At 48.5% G+C, this 19,749-nt stretch carries 19 protein-coding genes; 11 read left to right on the forward strand and 8 right to left on the reverse strand.

The window, feature by feature from the left end; translation table 11 throughout:
* Positions 1–7: 7 nt before the first annotated feature.
* The 10 genes from I6L58_RS21070 to ugd all read left to right on the forward strand — a co-directional run bounded on the left by I6L58_RS21070 (position 8) and on the right by ugd (position 11,361).
* Complete coding sequence (locus I6L58_RS21070) at positions 8–1,207, forward strand: glycosyltransferase (RefSeq protein WP_088208143.1); 1,200 nt, start codon at positions 8–10, stop codon at positions 1,205–1,207.
* Positions 1,185–2,366 (forward strand): glycosyltransferase family 4 protein, encoded by a 1,182-nt coding sequence (locus tag I6L58_RS21075; RefSeq protein WP_176399418.1) that lies wholly within the window; start codon positions 1,185–1,187, stop codon positions 2,364–2,366. The genes I6L58_RS21070 and I6L58_RS21075 overlap by 23 nt, the downstream gene beginning before the upstream one ends.
* A 43-nt stretch (positions 2,367–2,409) precedes the next feature.
* Positions 2,410–3,846, forward strand: a complete 1,437-nt coding sequence (wbaP, locus tag I6L58_RS21080; RefSeq protein WP_088208145.1) for an undecaprenyl-phosphate galactose phosphotransferase WbaP — start codon at positions 2,410–2,412, stop codon at positions 3,844–3,846.
* A 38-nt stretch (positions 3,847–3,884) separates the two neighbouring features.
* Complete coding sequence (locus I6L58_RS21085) at positions 3,885–4,916, forward strand: glycosyltransferase (RefSeq protein WP_088208146.1); 1,032 nt, start codon at positions 3,885–3,887, stop codon at positions 4,914–4,916.
* A gap of 79 nt (positions 4,917–4,995) precedes the next feature.
* Positions 4,996–6,060: a dTDP-glucose 4,6-dehydratase gene (gene rfbB / locus I6L58_RS21090; RefSeq protein WP_088208147.1), complete on the forward strand. Its 1,065-nt coding sequence runs from the start codon at positions 4,996–4,998 to the stop codon at positions 6,058–6,060.
* Between the two features lie 15 nt (positions 6,061–6,075).
* Entirely contained in the window at positions 6,076–6,942 is an 867-nt protein-coding gene (gene rfbA / locus I6L58_RS21095) for a glucose-1-phosphate thymidylyltransferase RfbA (RefSeq protein WP_088208148.1), read from the forward strand.
* A gap of 12 nt (positions 6,943–6,954) precedes the next feature.
* A complete protein-coding gene (gene rfbD, locus I6L58_RS21100; protein ID WP_088208400.1) occupies positions 6,955–7,845 on the forward strand; it encodes a dTDP-4-dehydrorhamnose reductase in 891 nt (296 codons plus the stop codon).
* 10 nt (positions 7,846–7,855) lie between these two features.
* Positions 7,856–8,404, forward strand: coding sequence for a dTDP-4-dehydrorhamnose 3,5-epimerase (rfbC, locus tag I6L58_RS21105; RefSeq protein ID WP_088208149.1), 549 nt, complete (start codon positions 7,856–7,858; stop codon positions 8,402–8,404).
* 130 nt (positions 8,405–8,534) lie between these two features.
* Positions 8,535–9,941 (forward strand): NADP-dependent phosphogluconate dehydrogenase, encoded by a 1,407-nt coding sequence (gene gndA, locus I6L58_RS21110; protein ID WP_088208150.1) that lies wholly within the window; start codon positions 8,535–8,537, stop codon positions 9,939–9,941.
* A 253-nt stretch (positions 9,942–10,194) separates the two neighbouring features.
* Positions 10,195–11,361, forward strand: coding sequence for a UDP-glucose 6-dehydrogenase (gene ugd, locus I6L58_RS21115; RefSeq protein WP_088208151.1), 1,167 nt, complete (start codon positions 10,195–10,197; stop codon positions 11,359–11,361).
* A gap of 53 nt (positions 11,362–11,414) precedes the next feature.
* Here the strand turns inward: ugd and I6L58_RS21120 are convergent, their stop codons facing one another.
* The gene (locus tag I6L58_RS21120; RefSeq protein ID WP_088208152.1) at positions 11,415–12,419 is read right to left on the reverse strand and encodes an NAD-dependent epimerase; all 1,005 of its coding nucleotides are present in this window, start codon (positions 12,417–12,419) and stop codon (positions 11,415–11,417) included.
* 190 nt (positions 12,420–12,609) lie between these two features.
* On the opposite strand from I6L58_RS21120, the gene wzzB reads away from it, so the two are divergent.
* Positions 12,610–13,590 carry an LPS O-antigen chain length determinant protein WzzB gene (wzzB, locus tag I6L58_RS21125; protein ID WP_088208153.1) on the forward strand — a complete coding sequence of 327 codons (981 nt, stop codon included), beginning with the start codon at positions 12,610–12,612 and terminating at the stop codon, positions 13,588–13,590.
* 38 nt (positions 13,591–13,628) lie between these two features.
* Here wzzB and hisIE read toward each other — a convergent pair whose 3' ends face one another.
* Genes hisIE through hisD form a run of 7 tightly spaced genes read right to left on the reverse strand, consistent with a single transcriptional unit; the run spans position 13,629 to position 19,745 of the window.
* Positions 13,629–14,240: a bifunctional phosphoribosyl-AMP cyclohydrolase/phosphoribosyl-ATP diphosphatase HisIE gene (gene hisIE, locus I6L58_RS21130; RefSeq protein WP_088208154.1), complete on the reverse strand. Its 612-nt coding sequence runs from the start codon at positions 14,238–14,240 to the stop codon at positions 13,629–13,631.
* Positions 14,234–15,010, reverse strand: a complete 777-nt coding sequence (gene hisF, locus I6L58_RS21135; RefSeq protein ID WP_088208155.1) for an imidazole glycerol phosphate synthase subunit HisF — start codon at positions 15,008–15,010, stop codon at positions 14,234–14,236. Before hisF ends, hisIE begins: the two co-directional genes overlap by 7 nt.
* Positions 14,992–15,729, reverse strand: coding sequence for a 1-(5-phosphoribosyl)-5-[(5-phosphoribosylamino)methylideneamino]imidazole-4-carboxamide isomerase (gene hisA / locus I6L58_RS21140; protein ID WP_088208156.1), 738 nt, complete (start codon positions 15,727–15,729; stop codon positions 14,992–14,994). The genes hisF and hisA overlap by 19 nt, the downstream gene beginning before the upstream one ends.
* On the reverse strand, positions 15,729–16,319 hold the full coding sequence (hisH, locus tag I6L58_RS21145) for an imidazole glycerol phosphate synthase subunit HisH (RefSeq protein WP_088208157.1): 591 nt from the start codon (positions 16,317–16,319) through the stop codon (positions 15,729–15,731). Before hisH ends, hisA begins: the two co-directional genes overlap by 1 nt.
* On the reverse strand, positions 16,319–17,386 hold the full coding sequence (gene hisB, locus I6L58_RS21150) for a bifunctional histidinol-phosphatase/imidazoleglycerol-phosphate dehydratase HisB (protein ID WP_088208158.1): 1,068 nt from the start codon (positions 17,384–17,386) through the stop codon (positions 16,319–16,321). Before hisB ends, hisH begins: the two co-directional genes overlap by 1 nt.
* Positions 17,383–18,444 carry a histidinol-phosphate transaminase gene (hisC, locus tag I6L58_RS21155; RefSeq protein ID WP_088208159.1) on the reverse strand — a complete coding sequence of 354 codons (1,062 nt, stop codon included), beginning with the start codon at positions 18,442–18,444 and terminating at the stop codon, positions 17,383–17,385. Before hisC ends, hisB begins: the two co-directional genes overlap by 4 nt.
* Entirely contained in the window at positions 18,441–19,745 is a 1,305-nt protein-coding gene (gene hisD / locus I6L58_RS21160) for a histidinol dehydrogenase (RefSeq protein ID WP_088208160.1), read from the reverse strand. Before hisD ends, hisC begins: the two co-directional genes overlap by 4 nt.
* Positions 19,746–19,749 lie beyond the last annotated feature (4 nt).

Raw genomic sequence — 19,749 nt, forward strand, 5'->3', positions numbered from 1 at the left:
AAAAATCATGAAAAAAAATCACACTATTAAAGACATCGTCGTCTTATCAACAGCTGATTGGGATAATCCATTCTGGACTAATAAACAGCATGTTACCTTGGAGTTAGCAAACCGTGGACACCGCGTTCTTTACATTGAGTCTCTTGGACTCCGGAGACCGAGTGTAAACAAGAAAGATCTCTCGCGGATATTACGTCGGATATTAAAAGCACTTAAAGCCCCGCGAAAAGTACGGGATAATATCTGGGTATGGTCGCCGATTTCCATTCCCTTCAATAACTATGCTTTTGTCCGTAAACTCAATAAACTTATTCTGAGTAGTGCTTTGAAGTTGTGGTGCTGGCGTTTAAAATTTAAGGACGAAACACTATGGACTTATAATCCGCTCACCACTCGCTTTTTGGCGCTTCATGATTTTGGCTATGTCGTTTATCACTGTGTCGATGAAATCAAAGCTCAGCCAGGTATGCCGGTTGATATTCTCCTGAATGCAGAAGAGGAACTGGTTCGCCAGGCTGATATTACATTCGTAACGTCCCTTACCCTTTTAAAGTCAAGAACTAAATGGAGTAATGAGGTTTATTACTTTTCAAATGTCGCGGACTATAATCACTTCTCTACTGCGCTGGACGAGCATTTATCTATTCCATCTGATCTTGAAAAAATCCCTGAACCACGAATTGGATTTATCGGCGCAATCAGTGGCTATAAGGTCAATTTCATACTTCTGGAAGAAATTGCAAAAGCCCATCCGGAATGGTCAATTGTTCTGATCGGTGATGTTGGCGAGGGTGATCCTAACACTGATGCGACACAGTTAAGTCATTATACAAACATTCATCTTCTCGGTGCACGTTCTTACCAGGAATTACCGGCGTACCTAAAAGGATTTTCCGCTGCATTGCTTCCCAACAATTTAAATGAATATACCGCATCGATGTTCCCGATGAAGTTTTTCGAATATCTGGCAGCGGGTAAACCTGTTGTAAGTGTTGATTTGGCGTCACTTGCTGACTTTAAAGACTTTGTGCGTATCGCCCACACTCCAGTTGAGTTTATTACAGCACTAGAGGAGATTATGTCAGGCAATAGAATTTCATTAGAAAAATGTCTGGAACTGGCACAGCAATACACGTACCAGTCTCGAACTGACAAAATGTTTAAGTTAATTGATGAGAAACGTGATGAAAGTAGCGATCGTTCATGAGTGGTTCAGCTCCTATGCGGGTTCTGAGAAAGTAGTCGAGCAAATACTACGTTGCTATCCTGATGCAGATGTTTTCGCAGTATGCGATTTTTTAAAGCCAAAAGATCGTCACTTCCTTAATAATAAGAAAGTCACCACTACTTTTGTGCAACGTTTGCCTTTTGCGGCAAAAAAATTCCAGTCTTATTTACCTTTAATGCCGCTAGCTATCGAGCAACTTGATATGTCAGCTTATGATGTAGTTATTTCAAGTAGCCATGCAGTCTCAAAAGGGGTAATCACAGGGCCTGACCAGATACATATTTCGTATGTGCACTCCCCTATCCGTTATGCGTGGGATTTTCAACATCAGTATCTACGAGAATCCGGGTTAGACAAAGGGCTAAAAGGGTGGCTTGCTAAATATCTGCTTCATAAAATTCGCATGTGGGACTATCGTACTGCCGCTGGAGTGAATCATTTTGTTGGTAACTCGCAGTTTATCGCGCGCCGAATCAATAAAGTATATGGCAGACAAGCAGAGGTAATCTATCCTCCGGTTAACACGGATAAGTTTGAATTCAGCGACAGTAAAGATGATTTTTATCTGGCCGCATGTCGTATGGTCCCTTATAAACGTGTTGATCTCATCGTAAGTGCTTTCGCAAAAATGCCAGATAAAAAACTGATTGTTATTGGCGATGGCTCCGAGATGGAGAAGATTAAACAATTGGCTACGGAGAACGTGACGCTGTTGGGTTACCAGGACGATGCTGCGATGGTTGATTATATGAAGCGAGCAAAAGCATATGTTTTCGCTGCAGAAGAAGATTTCGGCATCTCTCCTGTTGAAGCACAAGCAAGCGGTACCCCCGTAATTACTTACGGTAAAGGCGGCTGTCTCGAAACGGTGAGACCACTCGGTTCAGAAAAACCTACAGGGCTATTCTTCTTCGAACAGACGGCGGAATCTATATGTGAAGCCGTAAATATCTTCGAAAAAAATTGTGATCAGATTAAATCTGAAGATTGCCGCGAACATGCGTTAACGTTCTCTGAACAGCGCTTCCGTGAAGAAATCAGTCAGTATGTCAATAGCGCCTGGGAGAAATATTGTGAATCACTGATTAATACCCAGGTTGCCAAAGTGCAGAATAGTTTTACACACCCACAAAAATGATGACCAAGGCATGAGTTATACGATTCATGTCAGGGAATGGATAATGAAAATCAGTGTATTTAAAGATCAAAAGAAAGAGTTCTTTTGCCGCGGCGCATTAATCGCTTCGGATTTTATCTGGCTTAATGTTTCTTTGGGAATGTCTTTTTTAACCGTTATGTTCTTTATTGGCGATTTAAATACATTCATGCCAATACGCCAGATTGATGTACGGGTTCTGTCACATCTCATTCTTACCGCTTTATGTGTATTTTGGTTCGGGGTTCGCTTGCGCCATTATACTCAAAAAAAGCCTTTCTGGTCTGAGTTGAAAGAAACGTTACGCACAATTATAATTTTTTCAATTTTCGACCTTGCGTTGGTCGCATTTTCAAAATGGCATTTTTCTCGTTATATTTGGGCATTTTGTTGGCTTTATGCCATTATTATGGTTCCGTTGTCACGAGAGTTAACAAAAACGCTTCTTAATAAATTGGGTTACTGGAAAAAGCGCACAGTAATTTTAGGTTCTGGCCGCAATGCACGCGAAGCTTTTTTTGCACTGCAAAGCCATGAAGTCTCCGGTTTCAAAATAGATGCATTTTGCGACTTTGAAGCAAATGAAGATATGATGGAAGAATGCCCCATAATCAAAGATAAAAAGGAGTTGCTCACGCATTTTAATCCATTTTCAACGCAGTTTGTTGTGGCTTGTGACTTTGATGAAAAAGATAAATTCGAGAATTGGTTACGCTTTTTAGCAAACAATAAGTGCCGTAACGTTATTATAATTCCTTCTTTGCGAGGGTTCCCATTATACGGCACCAGTATGTCCTTCATCTTTAGTCATGAAGTGTTGCTCTTACAAGTACATAATAATTTGTCTAAGGCGACCTCACGCTTTATTAAGCGCACATTCGATATCCTATGTACACTAGGTATTATTGTCGTCTCGTCACCACTATTGGTTTACCTGTGGTATAAAGTATCGCGTGATGGCGGCCCTGCAATTTATGCCCATACAAGGATTGGCCGTCGGGGGGAGACGTTTAAGTGCTATAAGTTTCGTTCTATGGATATAAATTCCAAAGAGATTCTAGAGAAATTGCTTGCTTCTGATCCTGCAGCCAGAGCAGAATGGAACAAAGATTTTAAGCTGAAGAACGATCCTCGCATTACTCCTATCGGTCGCTTTATCCGCAAGACTAGTCTTGATGAGTTACCTCAGCTATTCAACGTACTTAAGGGAGAAATGAGTCTCGTTGGCCCACGTCCAGTTATTCATGAAGAATTAGAGAGATATGCGGACGATGTTGATTATTACTTGATGGTAAAACCGGGAATGACCGGCCTGTGGCAAGTAAGCGGACGCAATGACGTTGATTACACAACGCGCGTTTATTTTGATTCCTGGTATGTTAAAAATTGGTCTTTATGGAATGATATTGTAATTTTATTCAAAACAGTAAGTGTTGTTCTATTTAGAAAAGGGGCTTACTAAATAATTTGTATAAATATCATTTGTAATTTGGAGATTGAATGAGAGCATTTGTTTTTGTTAATGATAATGGTGCGGCCTATAAGCGCTTTAAAAATAATGAAATACCTGCACAATTTGCCTATGGAGTTTCAAAGTTAGAGAAGATGGGCTTCGAAATCAGTGTTGGTCAAGGTAATTTAGTCAAGGACTTAATCACTTTTTTGAAATTCAAGCCGGATTTATTTTTCATGCCATTCGTGAAAAGGAAAACGATGCTTTTTTTCATGCTGTCTAAAATTTTTTTCCTTAATACAAAATTTGCAGGTTGGATGCACTTGGATATTTTTTCGCCTCCTGCGTCTAAGGTGAAAAAAATAATGCATGGTCTTCTGTTACCGTTTTTACAGACATATGTAAGACAAATTGATGCTATCTTTTTTCTTTCGAAAAGAACGCGGGATGAAATTAGTACGTCAAAAAAAATTGCTACAGATAGGTGCCACTTCATTCCATGGGGAGGTGAATCAGATTTTTATGCTCCCTTCCTTGCAATGCATCATTTTAACAACATAATCTCTACAGGGCGTGAAAACAGAGATTTGCCATCCGTAATGGAATCGCTAAAAAACAGCAACGTTGCGGTTGATATTTATACAAGTGATTTATCGTTACCGGATACTTACTTGAACGCTAATGGTCATGTCTTTGTAAATAAAGGTCGATGGGAATATAAGGATTTACTAAAAAAGGTAAGTGCATCAAAATGTATGATTATCCCTATTAAATCTGACAAAATAAATTATTGCGTAGGTTTATCATCGTTGATTGAAGCGATAGCATTGGGTCTTCCTGTTATTGCAACATTTAATCCTTATTGGTATATCGATATAGAAAAAGAAAATGTTGGCATATTCATAAAGGATAATTCTATTGGCGAATGGACTCGAGCGCTTGAATTGTTAGACAGTAACCCAACATTGGTTGCTGAAATGTCCGCAAATGCTCTGGCTTTATTTAAAGAGAAGTGTGACTTTACGTTAACAGAAAATATACTTGCAATGCATATAGATACTCTCTTTGAGAAAGCTTAATTCCCCATGGTTTATTGTGGTTTTTGATAAATCCAATGAGTGCTATAATTTTAAGATAAACTAACATAAAGTGAAAACTATGAAAATTCTTGTTACTGGCGGAGCAGGCTTTATCGGTTCAGCCGTTGTCCGATACATAATAAATAATACACAAGACTCGGTCTGTGTTGTTGATTGTTTAACCTATGCCGGTAATCTGGAGTCTCTGGTTGAGGTAAAGGAAAGTTCAAGATATTCTTTTTCTCTTACCGATATCACTGATGCGAAAGCTATCAATGATGTTTTCAATACCTTTCAACCAGACATCGTGATGCATCTGGCTGCTGAAAGTCATGTCGACCGCTCTATAGACGGGCCAGCAACATTTATTCATACTAACATAATTGGAACCTTCACTTTACTCGAGGCTTCAAGACAATATTATGCATCGCTTGATGAATCAAGAAAGAAAGTATTCCGCTTTCATCATATCTCTACTGATGAAGTTTTTGGTGACCTTCATGATGCTCATGGATTGTTTACAGAAGAAACACCTTATGCACCAAGCAGTCCTTACTCCGCCTCTAAGGCAGGGAGCGATCATTTAGTTCGTGCATGGAATCGTACCTATGGATTGCCGGCCGTCATCACCAATTGCTCAAATAACTATGGACCGTATCATTTCCCGGAAAAATTGATTCCGTTGATTATTCTTAATGCACTGGCAGGCAAATCTCTCCCGGTATATGGAAATGGACAACAAATTCGTGATTGGTTATATGTCGAAGACCATGCCCGCGCTTTATATAAAGTTGCGAGGGAAGGTATGATTGGCGAAACCTATTGTATCGGCGGTCACAACGAGCGTACAAATATCGATGTCGTAAAGTGTATTTGCTCAATTTTAGACAGTATGATCGAGTCAAAGCCAAACGGCATTTCAAGCTTCGCAGATCTAATCACATTTGTTGCAGACCGCCCCGGACACGATCTTCGCTATGCCATTGATGCGAGTAAAATGAAAAATGAACTCGGATGGGAACCGCTTGAAACCTTCGAAAGTGGGATTAAAAAAACCATTAACTGGTACTTGCAGAACGCAAATTGGTGGCAGCGTGTTCTGGATGGTTCTTACGCAGGTGAACGTCTTGGGTTAAATGAATAATCGAGGTATAACATTATGAAAGGAATTGTTTTAGCTGGAGGATCAGGCACACGACTTTACCCGATCACTCAGGGCGTGTCTAAGCAACTGCTACCTATATACGACAAGCCAATGATCTTCTATCCGGTATCAGTTCTTATGCTGGCTGGTATTCAAGATATTCTTATCATTACGACCCCTGAAGATATGCCTGCTTTTCAGCGGTTGCTGAAAGACGGTTCTCAATTTGGTGTGAGTTTCACTTATGCTGTTCAACCTTCACCTGATGGACTCGCTCAGGCTTTTACAATAGGTGAAAAATTTATTGATAATGATTCGTGTGCGCTGGTTTTGGGCGATAACATATTCTTCGGCCAAAGTTTCGGTGCGAAATTAAATTATGCGGCTGCCAGAACCTCGGGAGCAACAGTCTTTGGCTATCAGGTACAGGATCCTGAGCGTTTTGGTGTTGTCGAATTTGACGAGAATTTCAAAGCATTGTCTATTGAAGAAAAACCACTGAAGCCTAAATCTAATTGGGCAGTTACCGGGCTATATTTCTACGACAGTAATGTTGTCGATATGGCAAAAGAAATTAAGCCTTCAGCCCGCGGTGAACTTGAGATCACCACATTGAACCAGATGTATCTGGATCGTGGTGAACTTGAGGTAGAACTGCTTGGCCGTGGTTTCGCCTGGCTCGATACTGGAACACACGATAGCTTGATTGAGGCATCACAGTTTATACATACCATTGAAAAACGGCAGGGTATGAAAGTCGCTTGCCTGGAAGAAATTGCATTTCGTAATAAATGGTTGACTGCTGAAGAAATAGAAAGCCAGGTTGTTCTGCTGCAAAAAACATCCTATGGTCAATATCTGAAAATGTTGATTGGAAACTAAATACGAATGCCAATGAAAATCTTACTTGTAGGAAAAAATGGGCAGGTAGGCTGGGAGCTACAACGCTCTCTTTCAATCTTAGGTGAAGTCACCGCTGTTGATTATTTTGATACCCATTTATGTGGTGACCTTACGAATCTGATTGGCATAGCGCAAACAGTTCAGTCTGTGAAACCTGACATTATTGTTAACGCAGCTGCACATACTGCTGTTGATCGAGCGGAGGAGGAACGCGAGCTATCTGAGATATTAAACCACAAAGGAGCTGCTGTATTAGCAGAGGAATCTGCAAAATTAGGCGCTCTTCTTGTCCACTATTCTACAGATTATGTATTTGATGGTGAAGGTACACACTTTCGGTTAGAAGATGAAATCCCCGCCCCATTGAACGTCTATGGCGAAACCAAACTGGCTGGTGAATTAGCTATAGCACGTCTAAACCCTCGACACTTGATCTTCCGTACAAGCTGGGTTTATGCCACCCGTGGTAATAATTTTGCTAAAACAATGCTTAAGCTGGCCGGTGAAAAAGAGACATTGTCGATTATCAATGACCAGCATGGTGCTCCTACAAGTGCTGAATTATTGGCTGATTGTACTGCAATTGCACTTCGCGAAGAGCAACGTAATAAGGCGGTAGCAGGAACATACCACCTTGTAGCGAGCGGTGAAACAACCTGGTTCGATTACGCTAATTTCGTTTTTGATGTCGCTAAAGCTCAAGGCGTCCCCCTCGCTTTAAAAAATGTTCAAGGGATCCTAACTAGCGAATATAAGACCCCAGCTGTACGGCCATTGAATTCTCGCCTTTCCAATCAGAAGTTTCAAAGGGTGTTTGGCGTCAATATACCTCAATGGAAAGAAGGTGTTGAACGTGTTGTGGTAGAAGTTTTAGGCAAATAAAGAGTGAATAATGAAAGTCATCGATACAGAAATTCCTGATGTCAAAATTATTGAGCCTGTCATTTTTGGTGATGACCGTGGTTTCTTTATGGAAACCTGGCAGCAAAAGAAATTTTGTGAACTGGTAGGCCAACGCAACTTCGTGCAGGATAACCACTCTAAATCCTCGAAAAATATCCTTAGAGGTTTACACTATCAGACTCAGAATCCTCAAGGGAAACTCGTTCGCGTAGTATCAGGCGAAGTCTTTGACGTTGCAGTAGATATGAGAAGGTCATCAGCAACGTTTGGACATTGGACGGGAGTTATGCTTTCAGCAGATAACAAGCGTCAACTTTGGATCCCTGAAGGATTTGCTCATGGATTTTATGTCTTATCTGAAAGCGCTGAATTTGTTTATAAATGTACTGACTATTACAACCCGCAGTCCGAGCATTCATTGTTGTGGAATGATAAATCTGTCGGTATCAAGTGGCCTCTTGTGGATGGCTTAACTCCGTTACTGTCAGCTAAGGACAGGGAAGGGAAGACCTTTATCAATTCCGCATATTTTGACTAATGGTTAGCCTGTTTTCTTATCTGTAACGTGTTAGCGCATCAAAGGCTATACCTAACTCGTGCGCTTGAGTTAACATCATAAATACTTTCAAACTGCATTGCAGTGGTTATCCCCAAGACAGGAGTATGTAATGTCCAAGCAACAGATCGGCGTTGTCGGTATGGCAGTGATGGGGCGCAACCTGGCGCTCAACATCGAAAGCCGTGGTTATACCGTCTCCGTTTTCAACCGCTCCCGTGAAAAGACCGAAGAAGTCATCGCTGAGAACCCTGGTAAAAAACTGGTTCCTTTCTATACGGTTAAAGAGTTCGTTGAGTCCCTGGAAACGCCTCGTCGTATCCTGTTAATGGTGAAAGCGGGCGCGGGTACCGATGCTGCAATCGACTCTCTGAAACCGTATCTGGATAAAGGCGACATCATCATTGATGGCGGCAACACCTTCTTCCAGGACACCATTCGTCGTAACCGTGAATTGTCATCTGAAGGCTTCAACTTCATCGGTACCGGTGTATCAGGCGGTGAAGAGGGTGCCCTGAAAGGCCCATCTATCATGCCTGGCGGTCAGAAAGAAGCGTATGAGCTAGTCGCACCAATCCTGACTAAAATTGCTGCTGTTGCTGAAGATGGTGAGCCATGCGTGACCTATATCGGTGCGGATGGTGCGGGTCACTATGTGAAGATGGTTCACAACGGCATCGAATACGGTGACATGCAGCTGATCGCTGAAGCGTACTCTCTGCTGAAAGGCGGCCTGAATCTCTCTAATGAAGAGCTGGCTGAAACCTTTACCGAGTGGAATAAAGGCGAACTGAACAGCTACCTGATCGACATCACCAAAGATATCTTCACTAAGAAAGATGAAGAAGGTAAATACCTGGTTGATGTGATTCTGGATGAAGCTGCTAACAAAGGTACCGGTAAGTGGACCAGCCAGAGCTCGCTGGATCTGGGCGAGCCGCTGTCCCTGATCACCGAGTCCGTCTTCGCGCGTTATATCTCTTCTTTGAAAGAGCAGCGCATTGCAGCATCTAAAGTGCTGTCTGGCCCGCAGGCGAAACCCGCTGGTGATAAAGCCGAGTTCGTTGAGAAAGTCCGTCGTGCGTTGTATCTCGGTAAAATCGTCTCTTATGCACAGGGCTTCTCGCAGCTGCGCGCCGCTTCTGACGAAAACAATTGGGATCTGAACTACGGCGAAATCGCGAAGATCTTCCGCGCTGGCTGCATCATTCGCGCCCAGTTCCTGCAGAAAATCACCGATGCCTATTCTGAAAATGCGGGGATCGCGAACCTGCTGTTGGCGCCGTACTTCAAGAAAATTGCCGACGAATACCAGCAGGCGCTGCGTGACGTGGTTGCTTATGCCGTGCAGAACGGCATTCCGGTTCCCACCTTCTCTGCCGCTGTAGCCTATTACGATAGCTATCGTGCAGCCGTACTGCCTGCGAACCTGATTCAGGCGCAGCGCGATTATTTCGGCGCGCACACCTATAAGCGCACGGATAAAGAAGGTGTGTTCCACACCGAATGGCTGGATTAATCTGATTTAACCCAGTCTGATGACAAGGCCCGGTGAAACTCATCGGGCCTTTTTTATTGCGCTCAGGCCCATCTAATCTTGCCCTGGCCAGTAAGTGCGCTTCAACGCCGCATAAACCACTGCATTATCTCGACTTCGCAGCCAGGCATTCGCCTTGACAGCCGCTCAACATAAGAGGTAAAAACCTCAACAGTTGTTTATTGCGGTGGTGTGCTTACGCCTCCTGAAACTTAAACTTGAAGAAGTTGAACGAATGAAAATAACTATCTCCGGAACAGGCTATGTAGGCCTATCAAACGGCATTCTGATCGCACAAAACCATGAAGTGGTGGCGTTGGATATCGTTCAGTCCAAAGTGGATATGCTTAATCAAAAGCAATCCCCAATTGTCGATAAAGAAATCCAGGAATACCTTGCCAACAAACCGCTGAATTTCCGTGCAACGACGGACAAAGAAGACGCCTATAGCAACGCAGATTTCGTCATCATCGCCACACCAACGGATTACGACCCTAAAACTAACTACTTCAACACATCAACCGTGGAGGCGGTGATCAAAGATGTTATCGCAATCAACCCAAAAGCGGTGATGATCATCAAATCGACCATTCCGGTAGGCTTCACAAAATCGATTAAAGAAGAGTTGGGTATTGATAATGTCTTCTTCTCGCCAGAGTTTCTGCGCGAGGGCAGGGCGTTATACGATAACCTGCACCCGTCCCGTATTGTGATCGGTGAACGCTCTGAGCGTGCGGAGCGCTTCGCCGCACTGCTGCAGGAAGGCGCAATTAAGAAAGATATTCCGGTACTGTTCACTGACTCCACCGAAGCCGAGGCGATCAAGCTGTTCGCGAATACTTATCTGGCTATGCGCGTAGCATACTTCAACGAGCTGGACAGCTATGCAGAGAGTCTGGGCCTGAACACCCGCCAAATCATCGAAGGCGTGTGCCTCGACCCGCGCATTGGCAACCACTACAACAACCCGTCGTTTGGCTACGGCGGTTACTGCCTGCCAAAAGATACCAAGCAGCTGCTGGCTAACTATCAGGCGGTGCCGAACAACCTGATCTCTGCCATCGTTGATGCCAACCGCACGCGTAAAGACTTCATCTCCGATTCGATCCTTGCGCGTCAGCCGAAGACGGTGGGCGTGTATCGCCTGATTATGAAGAGCGGCTCCGATAACTTCCGCGCGTCTTCCATTCAGGGGATCATGAAGCGTATTAAGGCGAAAGGCGTGCAGGTCATCATCTATGAACCCGCGATGCAGGAAGACGAGTTCTTCCACTCCCGCGTGGTGCGCGATCTGGACGCTTTCAAGAAAGAAGCGGATGTGATTATCTCGAACCGTATGGCGGAAGAGCTAGCAGACGTGGCGGTTAAAGTTTATACCCGCGATCTGTTTGGTAGCGACTAATCTCCCGTCTACCGCATGTAAAAAACCCGGCTCATGCGCCGGGTTTTTTTGTATTAAACCTTATAGAAATTACGGTACCAGTCGACAAAGTTTTTCACTCCGTCTTTAACCGAGGTCTGCGGTTTAAAACCAATCACGTCATATAACGCCTTTGTATCGGCGCTGGTTTCCAGCACGTCACCGGGCTGGATGGGCATCATGTTTTTCTCTGCCACTTTACCTAACGCGTCTTCCAGCGCGGTAATGTAATCCATCAGCTCGACAGGCGAGCTGTTGCCGATGTTATAGACGCGATATGGTGCGGAGCTGGTCGCTGGCGAACCGGTCTCGACGGTCCAGTTCGCATCGGCCTGAGGGATCACATCCTGCAGGCGGATGATCGCTTCAGCGATATCATCGATGTAGGTGAAGTCACGTTTCATCTTGCCGTAGTTGTAAACATCAATCGGCTTACCTTCGATCATCGCTTTGGTGAACTTGAACAGCGCCATGTCCGGACGCCCCCACGGGCCGTACACAGTAAAGAAGCGCAGGCCGGTCGTTGGCAGGTTGTACAAATGAGAATAGGTATGCGACATCAGCTCATTGGCCTTTTTGGTTGCCGCATACAGTGAAACAGGGTGATCCACTGAATCGTCCGTAGAGAAAGGCATCTTACGGTTGAGCCCATAAACGGAGCTGGAAGAGGCGTAAAGCAGGTGTTGAACCTTATTGTGGCGGCAGCCTTCCAGCACGTTGAGATGACCAACCAGGTTAGCATCTGCATAGGCGTGCGGGTTTTCCAGCGAGTAGCGTACGCCAGCTTGAGCGGCCAGGTGGATCACACGGTCAAATTTCTCGTTGGCGAAAAGCGCGGCCATGCCTTCACGGTCGGCTAAATCCAGCTTGTGGAAGGTGAAATTATCGGCGTTGAGCAGATTCAGACGTGCCAGCTTTAGGTTCGGATCATAATAGTCATTCAGATTATCAATGCCGATGACCTGATGGCCTGCGTCTAGTAGTCGCTTGCTGACATGTGAACCGATAAAGCCTGCTACGCCCGTTACCAAAAATTTCATATCTTTCCTCGTTAACGCTTCGTTCTTGTTGATGCCTGAGGCATCAGAATTTGTCTATGATAGCGCGTAACGCATAAGTTACATAACGCATCTTTACGATATAACTCATCGAATTCCTATAGAAAAATCCGCAGTAACAGATAAACTACGTAAACATAATTTTTTTGCCCTTTTATCTGTTAGGGATTGTATGACGCAAAACAACAATAGCCTGGTCACGCGCAGTACGGACCCGGAGCAAATTGATTTACTTGATTTAGTGCTGCAACTTTGGCGCGGAAAGTGGGTAATCGGGGCATTCATCGCTGTTTTTATCGTTTTAGCTGGCGTATATATCACGGTCGCAAAAGAGAAATGGACCTCATCCGCCATCATTGCCCAGCCTGATGCGGCACAAATCGCCACGTACACTAATGCGTTGAATATTCTTTACGGCGGCGCAGCGCCGTCAATGCTCGATATTCAGACTCGCGCGATCGGTCGTTTCAACTCCTCCTTCTCCGCGTTATCTCAGGCGCTTGAAAATCAGGACCAACCTGAAAAATTGACCATCGAGCCTACGGTAAAAGGACAAACGCTGCCTTTGACGGTAAGCTATGAGGCTGAATCTGCGGAAGCCGCACAAAAGCAGCTTGCCCAGTATATTCAGCAGGTTGACGAGCAGACCGCAAAAGAGCTGACCGTCGACCTTAAAGACAACATCAAGCAGCAGATCACCACCCTGAAAGACTCTCTGGAAAACCAGGAGAAGGTTTCTCAGGAGCAGAAAGATCTGCGCATCAAACAGATCTCTGAGGCGCTTAAAAACGCTGAAGCGGCGAAAATTACCACCCCGCAAATTCAGCAAACTCAGGATGTCACTCAGGAAACGATGTTCCTGCTGGGCAGCGAAGCGCTGAAATCTATGATTGATAACGAAGCCTCGCGTCCGCTGGTCTTCTCTGGTGCTTACTACCAGACTAAACAGAACTTGCTGGATATTCAGAACCTCAATGTGAATCCAGACAGCATTCACGTTTATCGCTACGTTATGAAGCCTAACCTGCCCGTCCGTCGCGATAGCCCGAAAAAAGCCATCACCCTGATCCTCGCCGTACTGCTTGGCGGGATTATCGGTTCAGCAGTCGTACTGGGCCGCAACGCGCTGCGAAACTACAAACCAAAAGCCTGATTCACAGGCAAAAAAAAGACCGGGTCTCCCCGGTCTTTTTATTTATGTCTCTTGCGGAGATTCTCTATCACCGCCGTTAAATCCAGCTCTTGATCCTGTAGTAGGACCAGCAGGTGATACATCAAATCAGACGCCTCGTTGGTCAGCTCATCCCGGTCATGCACCGTCGCGGCCAGCGCGGTCTCAACGCCTTCTTCACCAACTTTTTGCGCAATACGCTTGGTTCCGCTGGCGTAAAGCTTCGCCGTGTAGGAACTTTCAGGATCGGCCGTTTTACGCTCGGCGAGCAATTGTTCCAGCTGGTATAAGAACAGCCACTGGTGGCTCGTTTCGCCGAAGCAGCTGCTGGTGCCTTTATGGCAGGTCGGGCCAATCGGGTTTACCAGCACCAGCAGCGTGTCGTTATCGCAGTCCGGCGTGATGCTGACAACATTGAGGAAATGACCGGAGGTTTCCCCTTTGGTCCACAGGCGCTGTTTTGTCCGTGAGAAAAAGGTCACTTTGCCGCTGTCGATGGTTTTCGCCAGCGCGTCCTTGTTCATATAGCCCAGCATCAACACTTCGCCTGATACGGCATGCTGCACAACTACGGGCAGTAAGCCATCCGTTTTTTCCCAGTCCAGCTGTTTCTGTTGTTGTTCTGTTAACATAACCTGATCTCCACGCCCTGAGCTGCCAGGTACGCTTTTAACTCACCAATATTGATAATCTGTTTGTGGAACACGGAGGCAGCCAGCGCGCCGTCGACGTTCGCCACGCGGAAGGCGTCCAGGAAGTGCTCCTGAGTTCCCGCGCCGCCGGAGGCAATCAGCGGGACGTTGCATACCGCACGCACCTTTTTGAGCTGCTCCAGATCGTAGCCGTTACGCACGCCGTCCTGGTTCATCATGTTGAGCACGATCTCGCCCGCGCCACGTCTCTGCACTTCTTCCACCCAGTCCAGCGTTTCCCATTGGGTGATGCGGGTCCGGCTTTCGTCACCTGTGTACTGGTTGACGTGATATTTGCCCGTTGCATCGTCGTACCAGGTGTCGATCCCTACCACAATACACTGTACGCCAAAGCGGTCAGCCAGGCGGGTAATGAGGTCCGGGTCAGCCAGAGCGGGGGAGTTGATTGAAATCTTGTCAGCGCCGAAAGAGAGAATTTTGGCCGCATCGTCTGCGGATTTAATCCCGCCTGCCACGCAGAAGGGAATATCAATCACTTCCGCCACGCGCGCCACCCAGCTTTTGTCGACAACGCGTCCATCGCTGGAGGCGGTGATATCGTAAAAGACCAGTTCGTCTGCGCCTTCTTCGGCGTAGCGTTTTGCCAGCGGCACGATGTCGCCGATGATCTCGTGATTGCGGAACTGCACGCCTTTTACCACCTGGCCGTTACGTACGTCCAGGCAGGGGATTATCCGTTTTGCCAGCATTGAATTGCCTCCGTCACCGTAAACTTACCTTCCAGTAAAGCGCGTCCTACAATCACGCCCTGCACGCCGGTGCCGCGCAGGGCGGCAACGTCACCGATATCACCGATACCGCCAGAAGACTGGAACGCGACCTGCGGATAACGGGCGCAGACCTCTTCATATAACTCGACGTTGGAGCCTGTCAGCGTCCCGTCGCGGGAAATATCCGTACACAACACGTGCTTCAGGCCAACAGGGAGATATGTCTCGACCAGCGCCTCCAGCGTTACGCCGGAGTTTTCCTGCCAGCCGCTGACGGCAACCTGTTTATTGCCTTCTGCATCGATACGCACGTCCAGCGCCAGCACCAGCGCATCCGCGCCAAAGCGGCGGAACCAGCCTTTGACGGTTTCAGGATCTTTCACTGCGGTTGAACCCACCACCACGCGCGCCACGCCTGCGTCCAGCAAGGCCGCAACGTCCTCTTCCGTACGCACGCCGCCGCCAACCTGCACCGGGATAGCCACACCGGCGACCAGTTTCTTGAGCAAGGGTATCTGACGCTTGTCCGGATCTTTTGCGCCGGTCAGATCGACGAGGTGTAAAACTTCAGCCCCCTGGGTCGCATAATCCTGCAGGCGCGGCAGCGGGTCGTTACCGTAGTCGCGCTGCTGGCCGTAATCGCCCTGGTGGAGACGCACAACCGTGCCGTCAATCAAATCTAAAGCGGGAATAATCATCACATCTCCAGGAAGTTTTTCAGCAGCTGCGCGCCTGCAGCGCCGGAGCGCTCCGGATGAAACTGCACGCCAAAGAAGTTATCTTTTTGCACCGCGGCGGTGAAGGCCTCGCCGTAGCTACACTGGGCGATGGTGTACGTATTTACCGGCATGGCATAGCTGTGCACGAAGTAAAAGTACGCGCCGTCGTCGATACCGCGAAACAGCCGATCGCCCGCTTTTGGATAGACGCGGTTCCAGCCCATGTGCGGCAAGGGCAGACCGTGGTCGGTCATCTTAGGCACATCCTCTTCAATAATGCCCAGCAGGTCGACACCGTTCGACTCATCGCTGCGACGCCCGAGAAGCTGCATACCCAGGCAAATCCCCAGTACCGGCTGAGTACAGGCTTTGATCAGGTCCGCGAGTTCACGTTCGTGGATTTGGTCCATCGCCGCCTGCGCGGTCCCCACGCCCGGCAGGAAAAGTTTGTCTGCGCGTAACACCACTTCAGGATCGCGGCTGACCTGCGGCTCGTAGTCGTGGCGCATAATTGCCGATTTCACCGAGTTCAGGTTGGCGCATCCGGTATCCAGAATCACCACGTTCATTACAACACTCCTTTCGACGAGGGCAGTGCATCGCCGTCAACACGAATGGCCTGGCGCAGCGTGCGGCCAAAGGCTTTGAACAGGCTTTCCACGCGATGATGGTCGTTCTTGCCTTTGGTTTTAAGGTGCAGCGTCAGACCCATGGTGTAGGTAAGCGAGCGGAAGAAGTGCTCAACCATCTCAGTGCTCAGATCGCCGACGCGCTGATAGGTAAAGTCTGCTTTATATTCCAGATGCGGACGACCGGAGATATCCATCGCACAACGCGCCAGACATTCGTCCATCGGCAGGACAAAACCAAAGCGATTAATGCCGCGCTTGTCACCCAGCGCCAGCTTCAGCGCTTCGCCCAGCGCCAGGCCGGTATCTTCCACGGTGTGGTGATCGTCGATGTACAGGTCACCTTTGACGGTGATTTCCATGCGAAAGCCGCCATGGGTCGCAATCTGATCCAGCATATGATCGAAGAAACCCACGCCGGTGTGGATCTTGCTGCCGCCTTCGCGATCGAGCCAGACCTTTACGTCAATCTGGGTTTCTTTGGTGTTGCGTTCCACGTGCGAGTAGCGGTCACGTTGGGTTAACTGCTCGCCAATCGTTGCCCAGTTGAGGCTGGCGCGGTCGTAGCGCAGCCCCGTAATACCCATGTTTTCGGCCAGTGTAATGTCGGTGATGCGGTCGCCGATCACATAGCTGTTGGCCTTATCCAGCGCCTCTTCGGCAAGATAACGTTCAACCAGCTTCACTTTAGGCTTACGGCAGTCGCATTCGTCGGCAGGCAGGTGCGGACAGATGAGTACTTCATCAAACGCCACGCCCTGCGAGGTCAGGATCTGCATCATCAGGTTATGCGGGCCATCAAAGTCTGCCTGCGGGAAGCTGGCGGTACCCAGACCGTCCTGGTTCGTGATCATCACCAGCTTAAAGCCCGCTTTTTGCAGCCGGAGCAGAACCGGGATGACGTCGGGTTCAAAAGCCAGCTTGTCGAAACGATCGACCTGAAAATCGGCAGGGGGTTCCGAGATAAGGGTCCCGTCTCGATCGATAAAGAGATACTTCTGGCTCATACTGTCTCCGCTTTCAGGGCGTCTATAACGCGCTGGCTCTCTTCACGGGTCCCCACGGTAATACGCAGGCAGCCGCTTAAAGAGGGTTGTTTGTTTTGGTCACGTAAGATAATGCCCTGATCCCATAAAGATTTAAACACGGCACTTGAGGCGGTAAAGCGGGCCAGGATGTAATTGGTTTCGGAGTCGAACACCTGCTCTACGCATGGAATAGCCTTCAGGGCCGTCATCAGGTACTGACGTTCTTCAAGGATCTGCGCCACGCGCTCGCGCATAGCGTTGATGCCCTGCGGGGTCAGCGCCTGAGCGGCGATATCAGCCACCAGCGTAGAAAGCGGATAGGGGGCGATGACTTTCAGCAGCAGGTCGATCACCTCTTTGTTGGCTAGCGTAAAGCCACAGCGCAGGCCCGCCAGGGCGAAGGCTTTCGACAGCGTACGCAGCACCACCAGGTGTGGATACTCTGCAAGCCAGCCGGCCAGCGTCGCCTGTGGGCAAAACTCAATGTAAGCTTCATCGGCCACCACCAGCGCTTTGCCGCGGGTCAACTCAAGCAGGGTGCGGATATCCTGAGGGTTGATAATTTGCCCGGTTGGGTTATTGGGGCTACAAACAAAGACCACCTTCACGCCGTCAAGATTATCGGCGATGCCCTGCAGATCCAACTGCCAGTCGTCCAGCGCCTGCACGTTGCGCCACGCCACGCCAAAGGTTTCCGCGCTTACGCTGTACATGCCGTAGGTAGGCTGACAAAACATCACCGCATCGTTGCCCGGCTCGCAGAAGGCGCGGATCAGCAGTTCAATCCCTTCATCGGCCCCGCGGCTGACCAGCACCTGCTCGGGCTTGACGCCTGCGTACTGAGCGTAGTTCTCAATCACCGCTTTGGGCTGACACTCCGGGTAGCGGTTCAGCGTCTGCTGAGACAGCTCGAAGGCGACCGCCGTCGGAAATTCGTTGGCGTTTAGCCAGACGTCACCTTTGCCGCCCAGACGGCGCGCGGACTGATAGGGCGTCAGTCGACGGACATTTTCACGGGCTAAATCTTCAATGTTCATGCTTGCTCCTTCAGGGCGGCCACGCGTAGCGTAACGGCGTTTTTGTGGGCGGTCAGGCGCTCGGCGGCAGCCAGCGTCTCAATGGTCGAGGCCAGCGAGGCAAAGCCCTCGCGGGAAAGCTCCTGCACGGTCATACGTTTCTGAAAATCTGCCAGGCCGAGGCTGGAGCAGGTTGCGGTATAGCCGTACGTCGGCAGCACGTGGTTGGTTCCTGATGCATAATCACCCGCGGATTCCGGGGACCAGTCGCCGAGGAAGACCGAGCCGGCGCTGGTAATGCTGTCGACCAGCTCGCGCGCGTTGCGGGTCTGAACGATCAGGTGCTCAGGGCCGTACTGGTTAGAAATGGCAATACACTGTTCAACATCGCGGGCCACAATCAGGCGGCTGGCGGATAACGCCTGGCGGGCCGTTTCGGCGCGGGGCAGATCGGCAAGCTGGCGCTCAACGGCTTCACCCACGCGTTTTGCCATATCGGCATCCGGCGTCAGCAAAATCACCTGCGAATCCGGGCCGTGTTCCGCCTGAGACAACAAGTCAGAGGCAACAAAATCCGGCGTGGCTCCGCTGTCGGCAATCACCAGCACTTCTGATGGACCCGCAGGCATATCAATGGCCGCGCCGTCGAAACGCTGGCTCACCTGACGCTTGGCTTCGGTGACGTACGCATTTCCTGGCCCGAAAATTTTATCGACCCGGGGTACGGATTGCGTACCAAACGCCAGAGCTGAGATGGCCTGCGCACCGCCCACTTTAAACACTTCCTGCACGCCGCAGAGCTTAGCGGCATACAGAATTTCATCGGCAATCGGAGGCGGGGAGCAGAGCACCACTTTCTGACAACCGGCGATACGCGCCGGGGTAGCCAGCATTAATACGGTGGAAAACAGCGGGGCGGAGCCGCCGGGAATATAGAGGCCAACCGAGGCAACCGGACGCGTAACCTGCTGGCAACGAACGCCTGGCAGCGTTTCTACGTCCACCGTCTGCATTTTTTGCGCGGTGTGGAAGGTGTCGATGTTTTTTACCGCCACCGCCATCGCCTGTTTAATCTCGTCGCCGAGGCGCTTTTCCGCCTCGGCGATTTCCTGTTCGGTCACCTTTAACGCGCCAACCTCGGTTTTGTCGAACTTTGCGCTGTATTCGCGCAGCGCGTCGTCACCACGGGCTTTGACGTTGTTGAGGATCTCCGCGACGGTGCGGGTGATACCCTCAGAGGCAGAAATAGCCGGGCGCATCAGTAATTCACTTTGCTGCTCTTCAGTGCAGCTATTCCAGTCGATAATGGTATTAAAGCTCATGGCC

It is taken from the genome of Enterobacter cancerogenus (assembly GCF_019047785.1).
In the GTDB taxonomy this organism is placed as follows: Bacteria; Pseudomonadota; Gammaproteobacteria; order Enterobacterales; family Enterobacteriaceae; genus Enterobacter; species Enterobacter cancerogenus.